This window comes from Pseudochrobactrum kiredjianiae (genome assembly GCF_030362795.1).
Taxonomy (GTDB): Bacteria; Pseudomonadota; Alphaproteobacteria; order Rhizobiales; family Rhizobiaceae; genus Pseudochrobactrum; species Pseudochrobactrum kiredjianiae.
Genome location: NZ_JAUCBM010000011.1, coordinates 1 through 18,576 on the forward strand (window position 1 = coordinate 1; position 18,576 = coordinate 18,576).

The window sequence follows — 18,576 nt, forward strand, 5'->3', positions numbered from 1 at the left end:
TGACCTGCCACTGAGAATTTCCTCCAGAATGGATTAGAGTCCGGCCCGATAAAGGACGGACGAATGAAGAAGCAGCGATTTACGGAAGAGCAGATTATTGCGGTGCTGAAGGAGCAGGAGGCAGGCATGAAGGTGGCCGACCTGTGCCGCAAGTATGGGATTTCGGACGCAACATTTTATAACTGGAAAGCCAAATACGGCGGTATGGAGGTGTCCGAGGCGAAGCGCCTGAAGGCACTCGAAGAAGAGAACGCCAAGCTTAAGAAGCTGTTGGCCGAGCAGATGCTCGATGCCGCCGCACTCCGCGAGCTTCTCGCAAAAAAATGGTAGGGCCTGCCGCCAAGCGTGACGCCGTTGCACATCTGAAGGACATAATGGGTCTTTCGGAGCGGCGGGCCTGCCAGATTGTTTCGGCTGATCGCAAGATGATCCGCTATCGGTCCTGCCGACCGCCGGAGGTCGAATTGCGAGCAAAGTTGCGCGATCTCGCCAACGAGCGACGGCGCTTCGGCTACCGACGGCTGTTCGTCCTGCTCAGGCGGGACGGAGAGCCATCCGGCGTCAACCGCATCTATCGGCTGTATCGCGAGGAAGGGCTTTCGGTTCGCAAGCGGAAGGCTCGACGAAGGGCCGTCGGCACGCGTGCGCCGATCCTGGTCGAGGCGAAAGCAAATGCCCGTTGGTCTCTCGATTTCGTGCACGACCAGTTTGCATGCGGGAGACGGTTCCGGATCCTCAATATCGTTGATGATGTGACACGGGAATGCCTGGCAGCAATCCCGGACACCTCAATCTCCGGCCGCCGTGTCGCCCGAGAACTGACGACGCTGATCGAACGACGCGGCAAGCCCGGAATGATTGTCTCCGATAACGGCACGGAACTCACCTCGAATGCCATCCTGGCCTGGTCGAAGGATCACAAGGTTGAGTGGCACTATATCGCGCCAGGAAAGCCTATGCAGAACGGCTATGTTGAATCCTTCAACGGTCGGATGCGCGACGAATTGCTCAACGAAAGCCTGTTCTTTGGCCTCGATCACGCCCGCAGCGCCATCGCCCAATGGGCCGACGATTACAACAATTTCCGGCCACACTCGTCGCTGGGATACCAAACCCCGGCAGACTATGCTGGATCCATCGCCGCAACCGGCTCCAACGCTGCGCAAGATGAAAGCTTGGCGTTTCCGCCGGTTGCTACCAACACGCCAATTGGCGTAGTCAAAACCGCCGAGGCTCTAATCGCCGTTGGATGAAAGTTCAGTGGCAGGTCAACATAACCGCCGTAAATATTGCCACCGACCTCCGTATTGCCAGTTAAATTGATACTGTTATCACTGGCCTCCATTTTGACGTTACCGACGTTGATTTTTAAGGCGTTCATGCCTTTTGGATTATCTATGGAGAAATCAAATCCGGCTTTACCGGCAATTAAATTCCCTTTAATGACATTTCCGCTTCCTGAAATATCAATACTATTATTATTACTATTAAATTTTGTGTTGTTTAAATATATACTTCCTTCGGCATCATCATTAATAGCTCCGAAGCGTTGTTTAAGTTGCGCTGAACCTGCATTCAAGTCACCAGAAATGCTGTTATTATTTCCAAGTATTTCAATTTTGTTGCCATTACTGGTTAAGTCATTTGAGTCAAAATGCGCATTCGCATAAATCCCACCTGTTCCTTGCAGTATGCCAAAATTTTGAGCAATTAATGCATTACCGGCATTAAGGCTGCCGCTGATATCAGCGCGATCACCAAGAATACGAATAGTATTCTCATTGCTGTACATCTTATTATTTCTTGTATGTGGACTGAATGTTACTGCATTGCCTTTTTCATAAGCTTCAGCATTACCATGCTCATTAATGATAACAGATGATCCTGTATTCACATCCCCTTTGAATACGTTTCCAGAACCGGCTATGGTGGTCAGGTTGGAATTACTGGTCAGCTCATTATCATAGACATAGTGATCGATTTGGACCTTGCCGAAACCATTTGCCCCTGGACGTATATCGCCATATTTTACAATGATGCTGGCCGTACCAGTATTGGTATCGCCAGTAAGATTATTACCAAAACTATTTATATTAATAATATTACTATCAGCAGTTAAATTGTTGTTTTTCGCATTAGAGAGAGATCTTACATCAGCACCACTGTCGTCACCGCCTTGAAAATTATTAAGGTCCTGCAAAACACTTGCAGTTCCTGCATTCAGATTTCCAACTATTTTATTCTCGTTACCAAGAATGGACATCGCGTTTTTATTGCTGGTAAAATTATTATTCAAAACATCTGAAGCCATCTTGCCGGTAGCACTTGCCGCTGTACCGGCCTGAACACTGGCAACATAGTGATAAACACTGGCTTCGCCTGCATTTATGTGACCATTTATATTGTTTTTCTCGCCATTAATGACGATGGTATTTCCTTCACTGGTTAAATTGCTTTTCTTCAACTCAGTATAGGCCTGCACAAAATGTGAACTGCTTGCTCCGCCCTTAACGTCCCCCAAAATTTGTCGCACCGTTACAACGCCGGCATTTAAGCGACTGTTCTTCATGGTTGAGTTATTCAAATTAAACTGAATTTTATTATTATTTGCCTGCAGGTCAAATTCACTCAACTGACTTTTTATGTCGCATTTTCCAAGACTTAAGCATTCCTTGGTTGCGATTTCTTCTGTAAAATGCGTCAGACCAACAAAGATGTCTCCGTCTACAGAGCCATTTGTAAGTGTTAAAGTATTGCCATTCGTTGCCGAGATTTTTTCTGTTGTGCCATACAAACCGGAGTAACCTATGACAACAAATCCCGGAATGTTTCCGTTACTGAAATCGATAACCGCATTAGCACCACTTAAAATTGGCTCACCATTGTCATCACGCGCAATGAAACCCTGCACTAAATTACCGCCAATTATATTTTGCAAATTTCCGGTAATACTATCACTGAGTGTTAGCAGACCAGCATTGCCATCATAGATTTGCTGCGCAACAGTGGTCCCGTTAAATGCAAACAACAAAAAACTACTGGCTAATAGTGCGTCTCTAAAAATGCGGATGGAATATATCTTATGCGTTAAATAACTGTTTTTAAGTTCTTTTTTCGCACCGCCATCAGCACACACTTTATCAGCACTTTTCCCTCTCATTAAGTCCACATTAATTAAGTCAATTTTGCTCTTTAATATGTTCTTACTGATATGGTTCATTGTCACTTCCCATCAATTTCAATTAACGGGTACATAATAATATTTTAAATTACAAATTTGTAAAATTACTACAAATTCGCTAGAAATATGATTTTATCTAAAAATTATTTACTCTTGCGTTAAATTATAAAAGCGCATGGCTCCCATATCATAGCCAGGTGGTAGTTACGCGCATGAAGTACGTTACAGAATGGAACCTTGGATAGCACCGTTCGACCAGCAAACCGCCACATCAGTGCGGGGTGTATCATAGAGAATAATGTTTATTGCCACTGCTGGATATACAATAAACATCAAACAACGTCAGCGCGCTCAACAATAAAGACGCTGACGTTGTTTATATATTTTCATTTTAATTTTAAATACTTCCTGCAACGCCGGAAATTGCGAAAAACAAGATAATCGACAAGATAGCAGCTGCAGGCACAGTAAATACCCAAGCGGCACCAATTGTCAGAACATGCGAGCGCCTGACCAGCTTGCGACGACGGCGCTCTTCTGGTGCTAAGCGTGGACTTGCTTCTGACTGATGTGCCAGTTTCAGCCGACGCTCTGTATCCCACTCGCGGAAAAAACCAACACCAAAGATAGCACCGACAGCGATATGTGTAGAACTCACCGGCAATCCAAGCCAGCTTGCCAGAATAACTGTAATGGCCGCCGACAATGCAACGCAATATGCCCGCATCGGATTCAGCTTGGTAATTTGGCTCCCCACAACGCGGATGAGTTTTGGCCCGAACAGAAACAGTCCAAAAGAAATGCCTAATGCACCAATACACATAACCCAAAAAGGGATACTGACATCCTGAGCGATAGATCCCGACTTTGCGACCTGCACAATCGCTGCCAACGGGCCGACCGCATTCGCCACATCATTGGCACCATGTGCAAAGCTTAGCAGAGCTGCCGAAAGCACAAGCGGCGCACCGAATAGCACTTTCAAAGACTTATTACGGTTTTCCAGTCCTGCCGATTGACGACGGATAACCGGTATCATGATTAGCCAAGTCGCCATGCCGAACGCCAGACCAATCAACAAGGCAAGATTCAACGAAATCTCAATCACATGGCTAAGACCTTTAAGCGCCAGATAGGCAACGAAAGTGCCTGCCATGATCCCCACCAAAACCGGAACCCATGTGCGCGCAGCACTTAACTTGTCATTTTGATAAATAATCCGAGCCTTGATAAACCACAAAAACGCCGCAGCAACCACACCACCCATAATCGGTGAAATAACCCAGCTTGCAGCAATCGCGACCATCATTTCCCAATTGACCGCCATGAAACCCGCACCGGCAATGCCGGAACCCATAACGCCACCAATAACCGCATGCGTCGTCGATACCGGTGCGCCAATCCAGGTCGCCAAATTCACCCATAATGCGGCTGCAACCAGAGCTGCCATCATTACCCACACAAAAGTAGCAGAATCCCCCATAGATTCAGGCGCGATAATACCGGTAGCCACGGTCGAAACGACATCCGCACCTGCAATAAAAGCGCCGGCACTTTCAAAGACTGCGGCAATGGCGATTGCGCCGCCCATAGTCAGAGCATTCGCACCAACAGCGGGGCCCATATTATTGGCCACATCATTGGCGCCAATATTCAGCGCCATATAGGCGCCAAATACAGCAACGATAATAATGATCAGCGTGTTATTCGCTTGACCAAAAGAGAGCGCCGCAATTAATCCTGCAAAAAGGATGAAGATAAAGCCGATACTCGGGCCAACCATTGGGCGCGCCATATAATTTGTCGCGCGTTCAAGGGTGGAGAACCGTCCAAGGTCACGATCCAAAGTCTCAAGATGATCTGATTGTAAGCCGTTCGAAGCCATATCTATTCCATAGGTTTTGAAATGGCTGAGTAAGCGGCTTTCATAAGGAATGCAACCGTGATTTACCGTTAAGACCGAGTTATCAAACAGTGCTTTTAATCAGATATCGGCCTAAAGAACACCATAGTCCATTCAATCTGGTGTTTTCCTCTTATTATACAGCTGATCATTAATCCATACGGCGCTCTCCAGCATACCGCCGAACGGATAAAGATGGAAATGTACCGCACCTAAGTCATGATCTGAAAGCATGGCGTTTAAATCAGCCCAATAACGATCAGCAACAGACTTCCGCATCAGGTTTGCTAATGACAATCCATAGCGGCGTATGATGGCAGCAGAGGTCACGACGCCGAATTGTTTTGCATAACGCAGTAATTTTCCTGCATCTGCAGGGCCGGGCAACCCGATACGCACAGGTGCACCTATTCCCTCGTCGCGTAATTGTCTGATCCATCGGATGGTGGCCTGAGCATCAAAACCGAATTGCGTTGTAATCTCAACCGAACAACCGGCTTTTTGCAAAAATTCGAATTTCCATTTCAGTGCGCGCCAAAGTGCTGGCTCGTCAATTTTAGGATGCCCTTCAGGATAGCCAGCAATGCCTACATTTCGTATAGAATATTTCTCTAATATATTGCTTTTAAGCAGGTCAATTGAATCATTATACGGCCCGGCAGCTTCTGACGGATCACCCCCAACCAGAATAAAGCGCTGCGGGGCAGCTTCCGCAACCAAAGCAGAAAGAAGCAAATCCCGATCATGCTCTGAGCGCAACCGGCGGGATGAAATAATAGGAACAGGTTCAAAACCGCTGTCCCGAATGACCTTGGCGGCATTGATACGTTGCTCGTGACTTTCATTGCCCAGAAAAGCAATATTGATTTGCGTGCCCTTTGGGATCACATGCCGGGTAGCAACAATCTCAGCGATTGCTTTCCCCGTAATTTCCAAAGTGTAAGTTCGGTCACCGGATAATGTAACAGAGACCTGCCCGCGACTGGAATTAGAAATATCCATTTCCGGCTCCTTCAATAAATATTCAGATTGCTTGCTGTTTACCTGATAAATACATTTATCGGCGAGCAATTTACGACAAATACTGTGGAAATTATGCACTCTATGCCATGCCGATCTTCACATTCCTCTGTCGTGTTAGCAGGCAAATGTCTGCAATTCTGGCCTGAATCGACGCATGTATTCCCCTAATTTAAGAGTGTCTATCATATCAATTTTGAATGAAACTCATTGCCAAATAGAATTTTACATTTAATTTTGAATGCGTCATGCTTGAAAAAATAAATAATAAAACGGGAAGAATAGTGGGAGTTTAATTCTCACACTGGAATAAAATGAGGAGATACAAAACTGTAAATCACGTATTTACAGAACGATTTACGATGAGAAAACGCCAGTAACAATAATAAGCCTTAAATAACAATCTGCGATCAATGTTAAATTGATATTTCCTTAATAGCGAAAATAAAACAAATTTAATCGATGGTTTGTTTTGGTTGTAGTTTAGCTTGAAACACAATTGCACGTTTGACATCAAATGAAAGACTGAACAAAAAAATACAAAAATTTCGGTTTATAAACGAGGGGAAAATATGATTAATAAAACCAAATTATTACTGGCAACAGGATTAGTGAATCTTGTTTTGCTATCTCCGGCACTTGCCGATCAGATGCTTCGTCTGGCGAGCACTGACGATCCCCGCACCATCGACGTCCAGATGACGACCAATGATTATACCATTCCTTTGAACGTCTATGACCGACTGGTTGAAGCTGAAACAATCGCTCCCGGTCAGTCTAAAATCCTCCCATCCCTCGCTGAAAGCTGGGATATTTCTGAAGATGGTAAGACCTATACTTTGCATTTACGCAAAGGCGTGCTGTTTCATAATGGCGAAGAGCTGACAGCCGACGATGTCGTCTTTACCTATGACCGTATGCTCAATCCGGCGACCAAGGCACTCAACACCGACATTCTGGATTTTGTTGAAGGCGCAAAAGCCCGTCTGGACGGAACAGCTCAATCCGTTTCAGGTCTGCAAGCTGTTGACCAATACACTGTTAAAATTGCTCTTACGCAGCCTTATGCTGCCTTCATCGCGCTGCTCGCCAGCCCGCAGGCCTCGATTTATAATCGTAAATTCACTGAGCCGCTCGGCAATAAATATGGCCTGTCTCCGGAAACTGTTAACGGAACCGGCCCGTTTATTTTGACCGAATACAGTCTGAATGACAGTCAGCGGATGGAAGCCAACGACAAATATTTCAAAGGTCGCTCCAAGCTGGACAGCGTTCTTATTCGTGTTGTGCCAGATGCCGAAACGATGCGGATGCTGTTTGAATCCGATGAACTTGACGTTTTTGACACGGATTCCGCCATCACACAGATCCCATATTTCACAAAAAGTGAAAAATGGAAGGATCAGATCCGTAAAGGCCCGGTTGCGGGGCTGAATTATTACAACATCAATCAGAAAATTAAGCCTTTTGATGATGTTCGGGTCAGAAAAGCCTTCCAGATGGGCATCAATCGTCAGGAAATTCTCGACAAGATGTTTTATGGCGAAGGACAGCTTGAAAACGGCATTCTGCCAAGTGGTGTAGCTTGCTACAAACCAGCCACGCCAATTGAGTATAACCCGAAAAAAGCCAAAGAACTGCTGGTTGAAGCCGGTTATCCGAATGGCGTTGATATTGCCTTTTCGCAAGTCAGCAGCTGGTCATCAAAATGGGTTGATCTCAATCAGATCGTTCAGGCGCAGCTGAAAGAATCCGGCTTTAACACTGAAATCAAGGTTGTTGACGAGTCCGCCTATTTCGACATGCGTAAAGGTGGCACGATCAACAATTACCCGCAGGTCTGGTCTGCCGATTTCAACGATCCCGACAACTTCTTCTACACATTCTTCAGCAAATCGGGCACGTCAGTGCGTGGTTTCAATAATGAGGATCAGGAAGTTTTCGACGGCATCGAAAAAGCACGCAGCATGACCGATCCTGATGAGCGTTGTAAGCTTTATGAACAGCTTGCAGAGCGGATTGTTCAAACCGATGCAGCATGGGTACCGCTGTTTAGCCTCAACCATCTGTTTATTGTACAGCCACGCGTCAAGAACTTCGTCGTTCCGTGGAACGGCTGGACAAGCATGAGCTATTACAAAATGGAAGTTGAAGAATAACACAACTCTGTCCGGAGAGTGTGCGGCACTCTCCGGATAATTTGTCGTAAATCTCCATAAAACATAGGTTTGGGACGAGACCGCCCCGCCAAATGATGTTTGCTGACTATAGCAATGTCGCTGGCCGCTTTGTTTCGCCTGAATAAATGAAAGCTTCCATACAATGCTGACCTTTTTGATTAAGCGTATAGCAGTTTTTATTCCGGTTCTGATCGGGGTAACTGTATTGCTCTTCATCATGATGAACGTCATTCCGGGCGATCCGGTTGCTCTTTTGATGAAAGAGCATGCCAGCGCTGAGGTCATTGAGCGCGTTCGTGCGCAGATGCATCTCGATGACCCCTTGATTACCCGTTACTTCCGCTTTCTGTTCGCAGCAATGCAAGGCGACTTAGGTGTCTCCATCAAGCTCAACCGCGATGTGACACAGCTGATCCTGCAGGCATTTCCTAATACGCTTTATCTCGCAGCATGCGCTGCGGTTGTATCCTGGGCAATCGGAATTCCGGTCGGTATTCTCTCGGCCGTCAAACGCGATTCAGCGGTTGATCACTTCTTCATGGGGTTTTCATTGCTCGGCGTTTCCATGCCGGTGTTCTGGTCAGCATTGTTGTTGCAATATATTTTCGCAATGCAATTGAAGTGGCTGCCGGTTTCAGGGTTTTACGGCTTTAAATATGCCATCCTGCCAGCCATTGTTCTCGGCTGGAGCTCTGCAGGTGTTATTGCCCGCCTTGTGCGTTCGAGTTTGCTCGAAGTTATGCGGAACGATTACATCAGAACTGCGCGCGCAAAAGGCCTGCGTGAAATTCTGGTTATCCTCCGTCACGCGCTCAAAAATGCACTAATTCCTGTTGTGACGATCATGGCAATTCAGGTTGCCGGTCTCTTATCAGGCGCCGTTATCACCGAAGCAATTTTTGGTATTCCCGGTATTGGGCGTATCTCTGTGAACGCTATTCAAGCGCGTGACATGCCGCTGCTGCAAGGTTCCGTTTTATTCGCAACAGTGTTGGTGCTGATCGGCAATCTCATTGCGGATGTGCTTTATTCTGTCCTTGACCCTCGTATTCGCCATCAGATGAAGGGAGGTTCAAAATGACTGAACTTGCTCAGGCAAAAGACACTTATGTTGAAGAACAGCAAAGCGCGAGCTTTTTGAGTGATACCATTCGTGTCTTCAGAAGTAATACCATGGCGATGATAGGTTTGGTCATCGTTGGTATTCTGGTTTTCGCAGCAATATTTGCGCCATTTATCAGCCCGCATGATCCTTATCGTGTTGTGATGGACGAGCAGTTTCTCCCTCCCTCTCTTACACATTGGCTTGGTACAGATAATTTTGGCCGGGATGTCCTAACGCGCATCCTTTACGGTGCGCGCATTTCACTCGTCGTTGGTATTGTGCCAAGTTTCATTTCGCTGGTTATCGGTACAATTATGGGGATCATCAGCGGCTATTTCGGCGGCCGTATTGATTTCGCTATTATGCGCCTTGCCGACATGATGATCGCCTTCCCGTCACTTCTGCTGGCGATGGTGGTGATGTACACATTAGGCGCCAATTTGTTCAATATTTTCATTGCTCTCAGTCTGGTTGGCTGGGCAGGTGTTGCGCGTGTTGTACGCTCTCAGACACTGGCACTGAAGGAAAAGGAATTTATTGAAGCAGCACGTGCCAATGGCTCCAAAAACGGAACGATTATGTTCCGGCACCTGTTTCCCAATGTTGTGCCGACGCTGATTGTTCTGTTTTCCCTGAGCATTCCGGAAGCAATTATGTGGGAATCCAGCCTCAGTTTCCTTGGTGTTGGGGTTCAGCCGCCTGAAGCAAGCTGGGGGCTGCTGGTTGCCAAGGGCAAAGAATATCTGTTCGCCGCACCGCTCGTTGCCATTATGCCCGGGGTCGCGATCCTGATTACCGTGCTGGCATTCAACTTTATTGGTGACGGAGTGCGTGACGCTCTTGATCCTTATATGAAAGATTAAGGGGGCTGATATGACCCATCAAAAGCCTCTGTTGGAAGTGCGCAATATGCGTACAGAGTTCAACTCACACCGCGGCGCAGTCCGTATTCTCGACAATGTGTCCTTTAGTGTCGACCCCGGCCGTATAGTCGGCCTTGTCGGAGAATCCGGTTCCGGAAAAAGCATGTCAGCTCTATCCCTGATGGGCTTGACACCGCCGTCCGCAACGGTAACTGCCGATAGTATCATGCTTGACGGCGTTGAATTGACCGCCCTGACCAAAGATCAGTTACGTCAGAAACGCGGTCGGGATATGTCGATGGTGTTTCAGGAACCCATGACTTCGCTCAACCCTGTAAAGACAATGGTTCAACAGGTCGGGGAACCGCTTCAAATCCACCGTCATCTCTCCAAGCGGGATATACGCGACAAAGTCTGGAAAATGTTCGAAACAGTGGGTATTCCGGAGGCGAAAGCACGCCTTGATGCCTATCCGCACGAACTATCCGGTGGCTTACGTCAACGTGCCATGATTGCTATGGGTTTGATATGCGAGCCCAAATTACTCATCGCCGATGAGCCGACAACAGCTTTGGACGTGACAACACAGGCGCAGATATTGCGCCTGCTGATGGAACTGCGTGATCGCGTCGGCACAGCAATTATCATCATTACCCACGACCTCGGCATCATTGCCGAAATGTGTGACGAAGTGAATGTGATGTATGCCGGTCAGATCGTTGAACAGGCAAATGTCTACGATCTGTTTGACCATGCATCACACCCGTACACGCGCGGCCTGTTGGCATCGATCCCAAAGGCAAACGAAAAGCCGGATGGCAAGCGCCTCAAAAGCATCAACGGTGTTGTACCTAACTTGTTTAGATTGCCTGCAGGATGCCGTTTCAATCCGCGTTGTGGCGATGTCATGCCGGTTTGCAGTGTGAAATCACCGGATTTGGTGCAACTGGAAAACGACCATAAAGCACGCTGCTGGCTGCATGACGAGACTGGAGCCACCCTATGAGCAAAGTTCTCATCTCTACAGAAAATTTGAGCAAGCATTTTCGTTTTGGTAAAAGCCTGTTCTCCTTCAACGAAAAAGTGGTTCGAGCGGTCGATGATGTATCGCTCGAGATTTATGAGCGTGAGACTTTTGCTCTGGTCGGTGAGTCCGGTTGCGGAAAGTCAACGCTTGGACGCATTATGCTACGATTGCTGGAGCGTAGCAGCGGATCAGTGAAATTTAAAGGGCAGGATATTTACGCGCTTGATGAAGCAAAAATGCGCGCATTGCGTAAAGATATCCAGATCATCTTTCAGGACCCTTACGCATCACTCAATCCGCGTATGCGTGTGAAAGATATCTTAGCTGAGCCATTACGCGCACATAATTTCGGCACCACCCAGCAAATTGAAGCCCGCTGCAAAGAACTTCTGGATATGGTGGGGTTGCGACCGCATCTCATCAATCATTACCCCCATCAGTTCAGTGGTGGTCAGCGTCAGCGTATTGGTATTGCGCGCGCATTGGCAAATAACCCGGAATTTATCGTCTGCGATGAAGCTGTCTCTGCGCTGGATGTTTCCATTCAGGCGCAGGTTCTGAACCTGCTCAAAGACTTGCAAGAACAACTTCAACTCACTTATTTGTTCATTACGCACGACCTCAGCGTCGTGCGGCAATTTGCAGACCGGGTTGGTGTCATGTTTCTCGGGCGATTGGTGGAAGTCGGCACCACTGAAGAAATTTTTACCAATCCTCTGCATCCCTATACGCAATTCCTGATCTCAGCAGTTCCGCGTGCTGATCCGCATCAGCGCAATCGTGTTCGCCCTCTCTTAAAAGGCGATATACCTAGCCCGATGAATCTGCCAAACGGATGCCGCTTCCATACACGTTGTCCCTATGTGCAGGATATATGTCGTAGCACGGAACCTGCTCTCAACAGTCATGGCGGGCATCGTGCGGCCTGTCATTTCCCGGGTCTGCAAATCAGCGAGACACAAATGGCCGTTTAATCTAATTCAGACAATGACTTCTCTGCTTTCCTTAAATGATGAAACTATGTGCTGTGTAAGTCGCTCAGGTGACAATAAAATTCGCTGAGCATTACAACGGATGGATAAAAATGAACCGAATAGCTGATGATATTCTTGTCGAGCGACTGATCACTTTTCTGCGCGAACAAAGTGCGCCGCTGCAAATCCCCGGCATCGGGCTTTCCATTGTCCGGCAGGGGAAAATTCTCTACACCGGCGGCATAGGGGTCTTAGAAACCGGAACAGACAGGCCCGTGACAGCAGACAGCTTGTTCGCTATTGCATCCTGTTCAAAAGCTTTTACCACCACTTTATGCGCTATTCTGGCGGAACAAGGGAAACTGGATTGGGATCGCCCAATTCATGAAATCTGGCCGAACTTTGCATTCGGCTCAGCGGATATTTCCAAACAAGTGACACTCCGTGACCTGTGCTCTAACCGCACCGGTATCGGTCAGGCAACTGCGCTCGAATACGGCTCTGTCCTATCCTTTGATGAGGTCGTCAATGGCGCCGGTGACGTTCCTTCAATCGCGCCATTCCGTGATCGTTATTCATACTGCAATTTGCATTTCACCGTCGCGGCAGAAGTCTGCAACCGCTCAAATAATATGAATTTTGCAGAAGCTATAGCTAAATATATTTTTGCTCCGTTGCAAATGAAAACAGCATCGGCAGACCGACCGGAACTGGAAAGCGATCCGCGATTTGCGCTTCCTCATGTTCGTAGCGGTGACACGATGCGCAGGATTGGACTTGATAATCTCTCCAACCTCATTGGCGCAGGTTCAATGTCGCAAAGCCCGAATGATGCAGCACAATGGTTGTTATTCAATCTGGGCGCATTGCCGAACAGTGAAAACGTTCTGCCTGCCAACAAACTTGCAGAGTTGAAGCGCATTCACGCCCGCACAACTGCCGACAATAATTTTCTCGGTTATGGCCTCGGCTGGCGGATTGGAAATGGCAATGACATAAGAATTATTGACCATACAGGCGCGATCAGCGGCGTTCTTTCCATCACCAGATTAGTGCCGGACGCTGAGTTCGGAATTTTCATCTCCATCAATGCCAGCGGAACAGAAGTTGAAGATTTCCGCAATGCAGCAGTCAATCTCGCAGTTGAACTTGCACATGGTGACGCAGATGATGCGCAAAAACTATGCGATCAGGCGGCTGAAACATTACAAGAAAAACAGTCTCACTATCGCAAGTGCATTTGGCATGGATTAAAGACGGCTCCGGTCAACTCCGTCATTGCTGGTACCTATGATGGTGGCCCAATGGGCACGTTGCACGTTAAAGCAGGTGACGGTCAGCTCGTGACTTCATTGGATTTATTACCCGACTATCAATATTGCCTTATGCAGGCCGATAGTTCCGGTGCGTTTCCATTACGCTCTCTGGAAGCACCGGAACGATGGTGGGGTATAGAGGATAAAATTCCTATGCTTGTTCTGTCTGCAGACAGTGAAACACTGGAATGGAAAAATATGTGGTTTGGTGATTGTACATTTCACCGCCACAGCCGTTAAACGACAAAGTCAGGCGCCAACCGTTAGTGTTGAGAGTTGATATCAGCTACGTCTGAACGGCGGAACGATAGCTCTGTCTGGCCTCATCCATCGTTCAGATCGTGACATTCAATATTATGCATTTTATTGAAACCATTTCATTATGGTTCAATAATTTTGTTCTTCACCGCTTCTTTGACTGCCTCAGCTCTTGAATGTACATTTAGTTTTTTGAATATACTTTTGATGTAATCATTCACGGTATGATCGGAGAGTTGCAAAGCCGTGGCAATATCAGCGGTCTTTTTACCATCAACCAGATGAACCAGTACATTAATCTCACGCGGGGATAGTTTTTTGGCATTAATGCCCGGAGACGCTGTCTGCTTTCTGCTTTCAATTCTCTGCACGAGCCGCAACTTGGCATTAACCTGCGAGAGGAAAACGCCCATATCAACCGGCTTCACCAGATAGTCGTCAACACCCGCCCGATAGGCCTCAAGAATACGATCCCGATCTGCAAGAGCCGACAAGAAAAGAAACGGAATTGTACTCAGCTCCGCTCCGCCTGTTCGCACCTGATGCAACAGAGCAAGTCCGTCCATCTCCGGCATCAGAATATCAGAAACAATCAAATCAGGGGTTTGTTTTTTAAGTTGCACCAAGGCAGAAGCGCCGTCATTTGCTTCAATAACATCATGACCCGATCGCTTTAATTCACGAACCAGCTCCTCACGGATATATTTTTCATCCTCAACGCACATAACCAATGCACGGCCATCGGTTCTTTTTACACGATCACTCATTCACTATTCTCCTGCCGCGTCAGTCTTAACTCAAACTCTGTGGAACCCATAGCAGAGTTCAACAAGATGAGCTGCCCCCCATGCATTTCAGCAATTTGTCGTGAAAAACTCAACCCAAGACCGCTACCGGACAAATGCGCGACATTACTGGCACGATAAAAACGACTGAAAATCATATCCGCCTCACCTGCCGGAATACCTGCGCCAAAATCTTTTATCCGACATGAAAAAGCGTCACCGTCACGCATGACCGTTACATGGATCGGCTTGTCGTCAGGCGAGTATTTATCAGCATTGGCAAGGAGATTGATGATAATTTGCTCAAGCAGCGTTTTGTCACCACGATAACAAAATGCTTTTACCTGCGGGTCAAAGTCAACAATACGGCCGGCATAAATTTCTTTATGATAGGCAATGGTCTGACCAACCATCTCCACCAAATCAAACTCTGAGATATTCAGTTTCACACCTTCATGGGCAACAATATCGCCACTGATGGTACTCTCAATAACGCGGGTCAACCGACCGAGAGTTTCACGAATTCTACCCGCAGCTTCAATAACATTGGCATTATTGATATCTTGCGGATGCCGTATAAAACGCTGAGCGATCAGATCAATAATCGCCACCGGCGTTTTAAATTGATGCGACACGGTCGTGAGAAAGCCTTTGTAGATTTCATTGGCCTTTTTTTCATTTTTCAACGCCACACTTAGTGCTTTAGTGCGCTGTTCAACAATTGCTTCAAGTTCTTCCTGATAGCGCCGCAACTCCTGATTGGCGCGATTAGCAGACTTAATATTCACAATTAGCAGCAGAAACAAAAGACCGCCCACTGTCATCAAACCAAGAACAGCTGCTGTAACCAGATAAATAATTTGCAGTTGCCTATCGCGGTTCGCACCGCCAGCGTTCCTTTCATAGAGCATTGAAAGGTTGGCTATCCGGCCAAAATCGCTAAAAATTGGCTGAATTTCGCGATAAAGTGACAAAACATCATGCATGGCAAAATTATCGCCGGTACCATAATGCGTTTCAACGCGCTCTACTGTCTCGATGATATTTTTTAGCTGTGTTTCAGCACCAATAGTTTTAAAATATTCAAGCTGGGGGCCTTCACTCAAAAGATCAACACGGCTTTTCAATATGTCCAGACGAAGTAAAATCATGTCTTTGTCAGCACTATCCAGCAGCAGCGTATCACTAAAACGACGCGTCTCCCGATCAGCCTGATTGATTGCCCATAGCATATTTTCGCCGACATAATTTGCCAGACTACGCTCCACCCTCAACAATTGGTAGAAGGCGTAACCCAGCATCAGGCTAAATCCCAGCATCGCTATAATAGCCAGAGTGTAAGCACGATTGATTTTCATTTAACCTGCGGATGTATAAGCGGCCGAAAATGGCCAAAAGCAAAATTGTAATATGACTATAATGAAAAAAATCTCGAAATACAGTATTCGGTGGAAGCTTGTTCATTACGACCACCGAATACAAAAACTAAGCCCAAGTGTGAGGCCTTAAAATAAACCTGTAATTTACAATTTAAATCTCACGCTTTTCCGGTGAAAATTTAGAATGTCAGGCGTGAATTGTAACCGACCACAAATTGGATGAAGCGTGACAAATCAACAATGTCGTCAGCATAATAACGGATTGTATAACCATCGGTGCGTTCCACACATTTAAGGTAAGATAAGTATTCTGCGGGCAAACGATTGCGGAATACAATCTCCAGTACCGGACTTTCAAGCTTAAACGGCTTGGCGTTTCCGATATTAGCGAAAGCTGATTTCACACCTTCACGTAATTTCTTATGAGCAACAGCTGGAGTGAGAGTCAGTGCAGATTGTGTGCTGTAGGTCTTTTTTACTTCAACTTGAACAATATCGCCAATCTTTTCATTGATTTCGGCCAGAGCCACATCGTCGCCTGAAGCTAAGATAACCGGTACATCATAATGTCCGGCAATAGCAGCATTAATGCCTGCCTCCGGCATGATAACACCATTAATCCTAACCTCAGCAAAAGCTGTGCCGCCAATCGTATGAGAGAGCACCCCACCCATATGACTTGCACCGGCATGATAACCAAGCAGCATCGCGCCCGTATAAGTGCCAATTTCAACCCCTTGCATCATCATCAACGGGCGTGGCCAGCTACGCACAATCTGTACATATTCCGGCAGACGATCAATCAGAATGCTCTCTCCATTGCCGTGAGAGTCACTGAGAATAATCTCATCCACACCTTCTTCACGGGCAGCTTCGCAAGCATGTACAACAGTATCAGTCATCCATCTTCTGGCATTTTCATATTCAAAGCCTTCCGGCCCCAGATGATCACGACTAACAACACCAACAATGCCTTCAATATCAGCAGAAATATACAGACGCATTTGTTTCCCCTTTGCCGCGCTCCCGACGCGGAATTGTGTTTGACTTTCGAATGGTAAACATATTTTCATTATTAGAAAATATGTTTCTTAATATGGGGAATAACAAATGAAGCTGTTCATCGCAGGACTGGACACCGAGACGAATACATTTTCTCCGATGCAAACCGGACATGAAGCCTTCAGTGAGAACCAGATTGCATATGGAGATGCGACCAGTAAACCTTTGAATTGCTGTTCTTCTCAGCTGTTTGTCTGGCGCAAAGCAGCAGAAGCCAAAGGCTGGGACATTGTTGAAAGCCTGTGCGCCGTGGCTGAACCCGGCGGCAAAACCACCCGTGCTGTTTATGAAAGTTTTAGAGCAACAATCCTGAATGATCTTAAAGCTGCGATGCCTGTTAACGGGGTTATGCTCGCATTGCATGGTGCTTGTGTTGCGGATGGCTACGATGATGTTGAAGGCGACCTGATTGAGCATGTGCGCCAGATTGTTGGCCCCGACATTGCCATTGCAGTTGAACTCGATCTGCATTGTCACCTCACTGATCGTATGGTCGACAACGCCACCATAATTGCGACGTACAAAGAATACCCACATACGGATATTGAGGAAGTTGCGGCTCAGCTTTTTGCTGTGATGGTGAAGACTCTGGCTGGCGAAGTGCAACCGGTTATGGCGCTGTATGATTGCAGAATGATCAGCACCTTTCGGGTCCATCAGGCACCATTACGCGGGATTGTGGACAGAATGAAAGCCATGGAAGGCCATAATGGTATCTTGTCGCTCTCTTTCGGACACGGTTTTCCGTGGGGTGATGTTGAAGATGTCGGCGCAAAAATGCTGGTGGTTACAGATAATGACAAGGCGCAGGCAGCCAGAATTGCTCAGGAGTTTGGCGAAGAAATCTTCAATGCCCGTGATACCCTTCTAGGCGACTACCTGACCATTGATGAAGCACTTGACCATGCAGTTGCTGCAACTCAGGGCCCGATTATTCTGGCTGATGTCTCCGACAATGCCGGTGGCGGTGCACCGGGGGATTCCACCTTTATTCTGCGACGCATTATCGAGCGCGGTATTGAAGATGTTGCCAGCTGTCTTTACTGGGATCCGATTGCAGTCCGTATGTGCAAAGAAGCCGGAGAAGGTGCGACGCTTCCCTTACGTATTGGCGGTAAAATTGGTGAGGCATCAGGCGACCCGCTCGATCTAGTTGTGACTGTACGGCGTATCAGCGCTGGCATTACCCAGCGCTTTGGCATCGTGCCGCTCTCTATCGGCGATGCCGTATGGGTTAGTGCAGGCAGCGTGGATATTGTTTTGAATAGCGCACGCACACAGACTTTTCATCCGGAATGCATGAGTGCGCTGGGACTTGACCCAACCAAGAAAAAAATTGTTATTGTGAAATCAAGCAATCACTTTCGTGCCGGTTTTGAGCCGATTGCCCGTGAGATTCACTATGTTGAGGCACCCGGTGCTCTGCAACCGCACTTCGATAAAGTGCCTTTCACCAAATTGAAAAAAACTTACTGGCCACGGGTGGATAACCCTTTCCCCATTTAAAAAAAACGCCCTTCCGG

13 protein-coding genes are annotated in these 18,576 nt (G+C 47.1%); 8 read left to right on the top strand and 5 right to left on the bottom strand.

Annotated features, from left to right (window positions below; all coding sequences use genetic code 11):
- Positions 1-63: 63 nt before the first annotated feature.
- Positions 64-1,253 (top strand): IS3 family transposase gene (locus tag QUF18_RS16115; RefSeq protein WP_289386482.1). Its coding sequence is split into 2 segments (ribosomal slippage): positions 64-316 and positions 316-1,253, totalling 1,191 coding nucleotides; the frame shifts between segments, so codons are not numbered across the junction.
- 2,325 nt (positions 1,254-3,578) lie between these two features.
- On the opposite strand, the gene QUF18_RS16120 is transcribed toward QUF18_RS16115, so the two are convergent.
- Positions 3,579-5,066, bottom strand: a complete 1,488-nt coding sequence (locus QUF18_RS16120; protein ID WP_289388300.1) for an inorganic phosphate transporter — start codon at positions 5,064-5,066, stop codon at positions 3,579-3,581.
- A 132-nt stretch (positions 5,067-5,198) separates the two neighbouring features.
- Positions 5,199-6,086, bottom strand: coding sequence for a methylenetetrahydrofolate reductase (locus tag QUF18_RS16125; protein WP_289388301.1), 888 nt, complete (start codon positions 6,084-6,086; stop codon positions 5,199-5,201).
- A gap of 590 nt (positions 6,087-6,676) precedes the next feature.
- Between QUF18_RS16125 and QUF18_RS16130 the strand changes: the two genes are divergently transcribed.
- From QUF18_RS16130 to QUF18_RS16155, 6 genes are all read left to right on the top strand, one after another.
- Positions 6,677-8,263 (top strand): ABC transporter substrate-binding protein, encoded by a 1,587-nt coding sequence (locus tag QUF18_RS16130; RefSeq protein WP_289388302.1) that lies wholly within the window; start codon positions 6,677-6,679, stop codon positions 8,261-8,263.
- Positions 8,264-8,438: 175 nt separating this feature from the next.
- On the top strand, positions 8,439-9,365 hold the full coding sequence (locus QUF18_RS16135) for an ABC transporter permease (protein WP_289388303.1): 927 nt from the start codon (positions 8,439-8,441) through the stop codon (positions 9,363-9,365).
- Positions 9,362-10,252: an ABC transporter permease gene (locus tag QUF18_RS16140; protein ID WP_289388304.1), complete on the top strand. Its 891-nt coding sequence runs from the start codon at positions 9,362-9,364 to the stop codon at positions 10,250-10,252. The genes QUF18_RS16135 and QUF18_RS16140 overlap by 4 nt, the downstream gene beginning before the upstream one ends.
- A gap of 10 nt (positions 10,253-10,262) precedes the next feature.
- Positions 10,263-11,258: an ABC transporter ATP-binding protein gene (locus QUF18_RS16145; protein ID WP_289388305.1), complete on the top strand. Its 996-nt coding sequence runs from the start codon at positions 10,263-10,265 to the stop codon at positions 11,256-11,258.
- On the top strand, positions 11,255-12,253 hold the full coding sequence (locus tag QUF18_RS16150; RefSeq protein WP_289388306.1) for an ABC transporter ATP-binding protein: 999 nt from the start codon (positions 11,255-11,257) through the stop codon (positions 12,251-12,253). The genes QUF18_RS16145 and QUF18_RS16150 overlap by 4 nt, the downstream gene beginning before the upstream one ends.
- Before the next feature lie 110 nt (positions 12,254-12,363).
- Positions 12,364-13,809: a serine hydrolase domain-containing protein gene (locus QUF18_RS16155; protein ID WP_289388307.1), complete on the top strand. Its 1,446-nt coding sequence runs from the start codon at positions 12,364-12,366 to the stop codon at positions 13,807-13,809.
- 140 nt (positions 13,810-13,949) lie between these two features.
- On the opposite strand, the gene QUF18_RS16160 is transcribed toward QUF18_RS16155, so the two are convergent.
- The 3 genes from QUF18_RS16160 to QUF18_RS16170 all read right to left on the bottom strand — a co-directional run bounded on the left by QUF18_RS16160 (position 13,950) and on the right by QUF18_RS16170 (position 16,995).
- Positions 13,950-14,594 carry a response regulator transcription factor gene (locus tag QUF18_RS16160; protein ID WP_289388308.1) on the bottom strand — a complete coding sequence of 215 codons (645 nt, stop codon included), beginning with the start codon at positions 14,592-14,594 and terminating at the stop codon, positions 13,950-13,952.
- A complete protein-coding gene (locus QUF18_RS16165) occupies positions 14,591-15,970 on the bottom strand; it encodes a sensor histidine kinase (protein WP_289388309.1) in 1,380 nt (459 codons plus the stop codon). The genes QUF18_RS16160 and QUF18_RS16165 overlap by 4 nt, the downstream gene beginning before the upstream one ends.
- A 200-nt stretch (positions 15,971-16,170) precedes the next feature.
- On the bottom strand, positions 16,171-16,995 hold the full coding sequence (locus QUF18_RS16170; protein ID WP_289388310.1) for a M55 family metallopeptidase: 825 nt from the start codon (positions 16,993-16,995) through the stop codon (positions 16,171-16,173).
- 106 nt (positions 16,996-17,101) lie between these two features.
- Between QUF18_RS16170 and QUF18_RS16175 the strand changes: the two genes are divergently transcribed.
- The gene (locus QUF18_RS16175; RefSeq protein ID WP_289388311.1) at positions 17,102-18,559 is read left to right on the top strand and encodes a M81 family metallopeptidase; all 1,458 of its coding nucleotides are present in this window, start codon (positions 17,102-17,104) and stop codon (positions 18,557-18,559) included.
- The last annotated feature ends 17 nt before the right edge of the window (positions 18,560-18,576 follow it).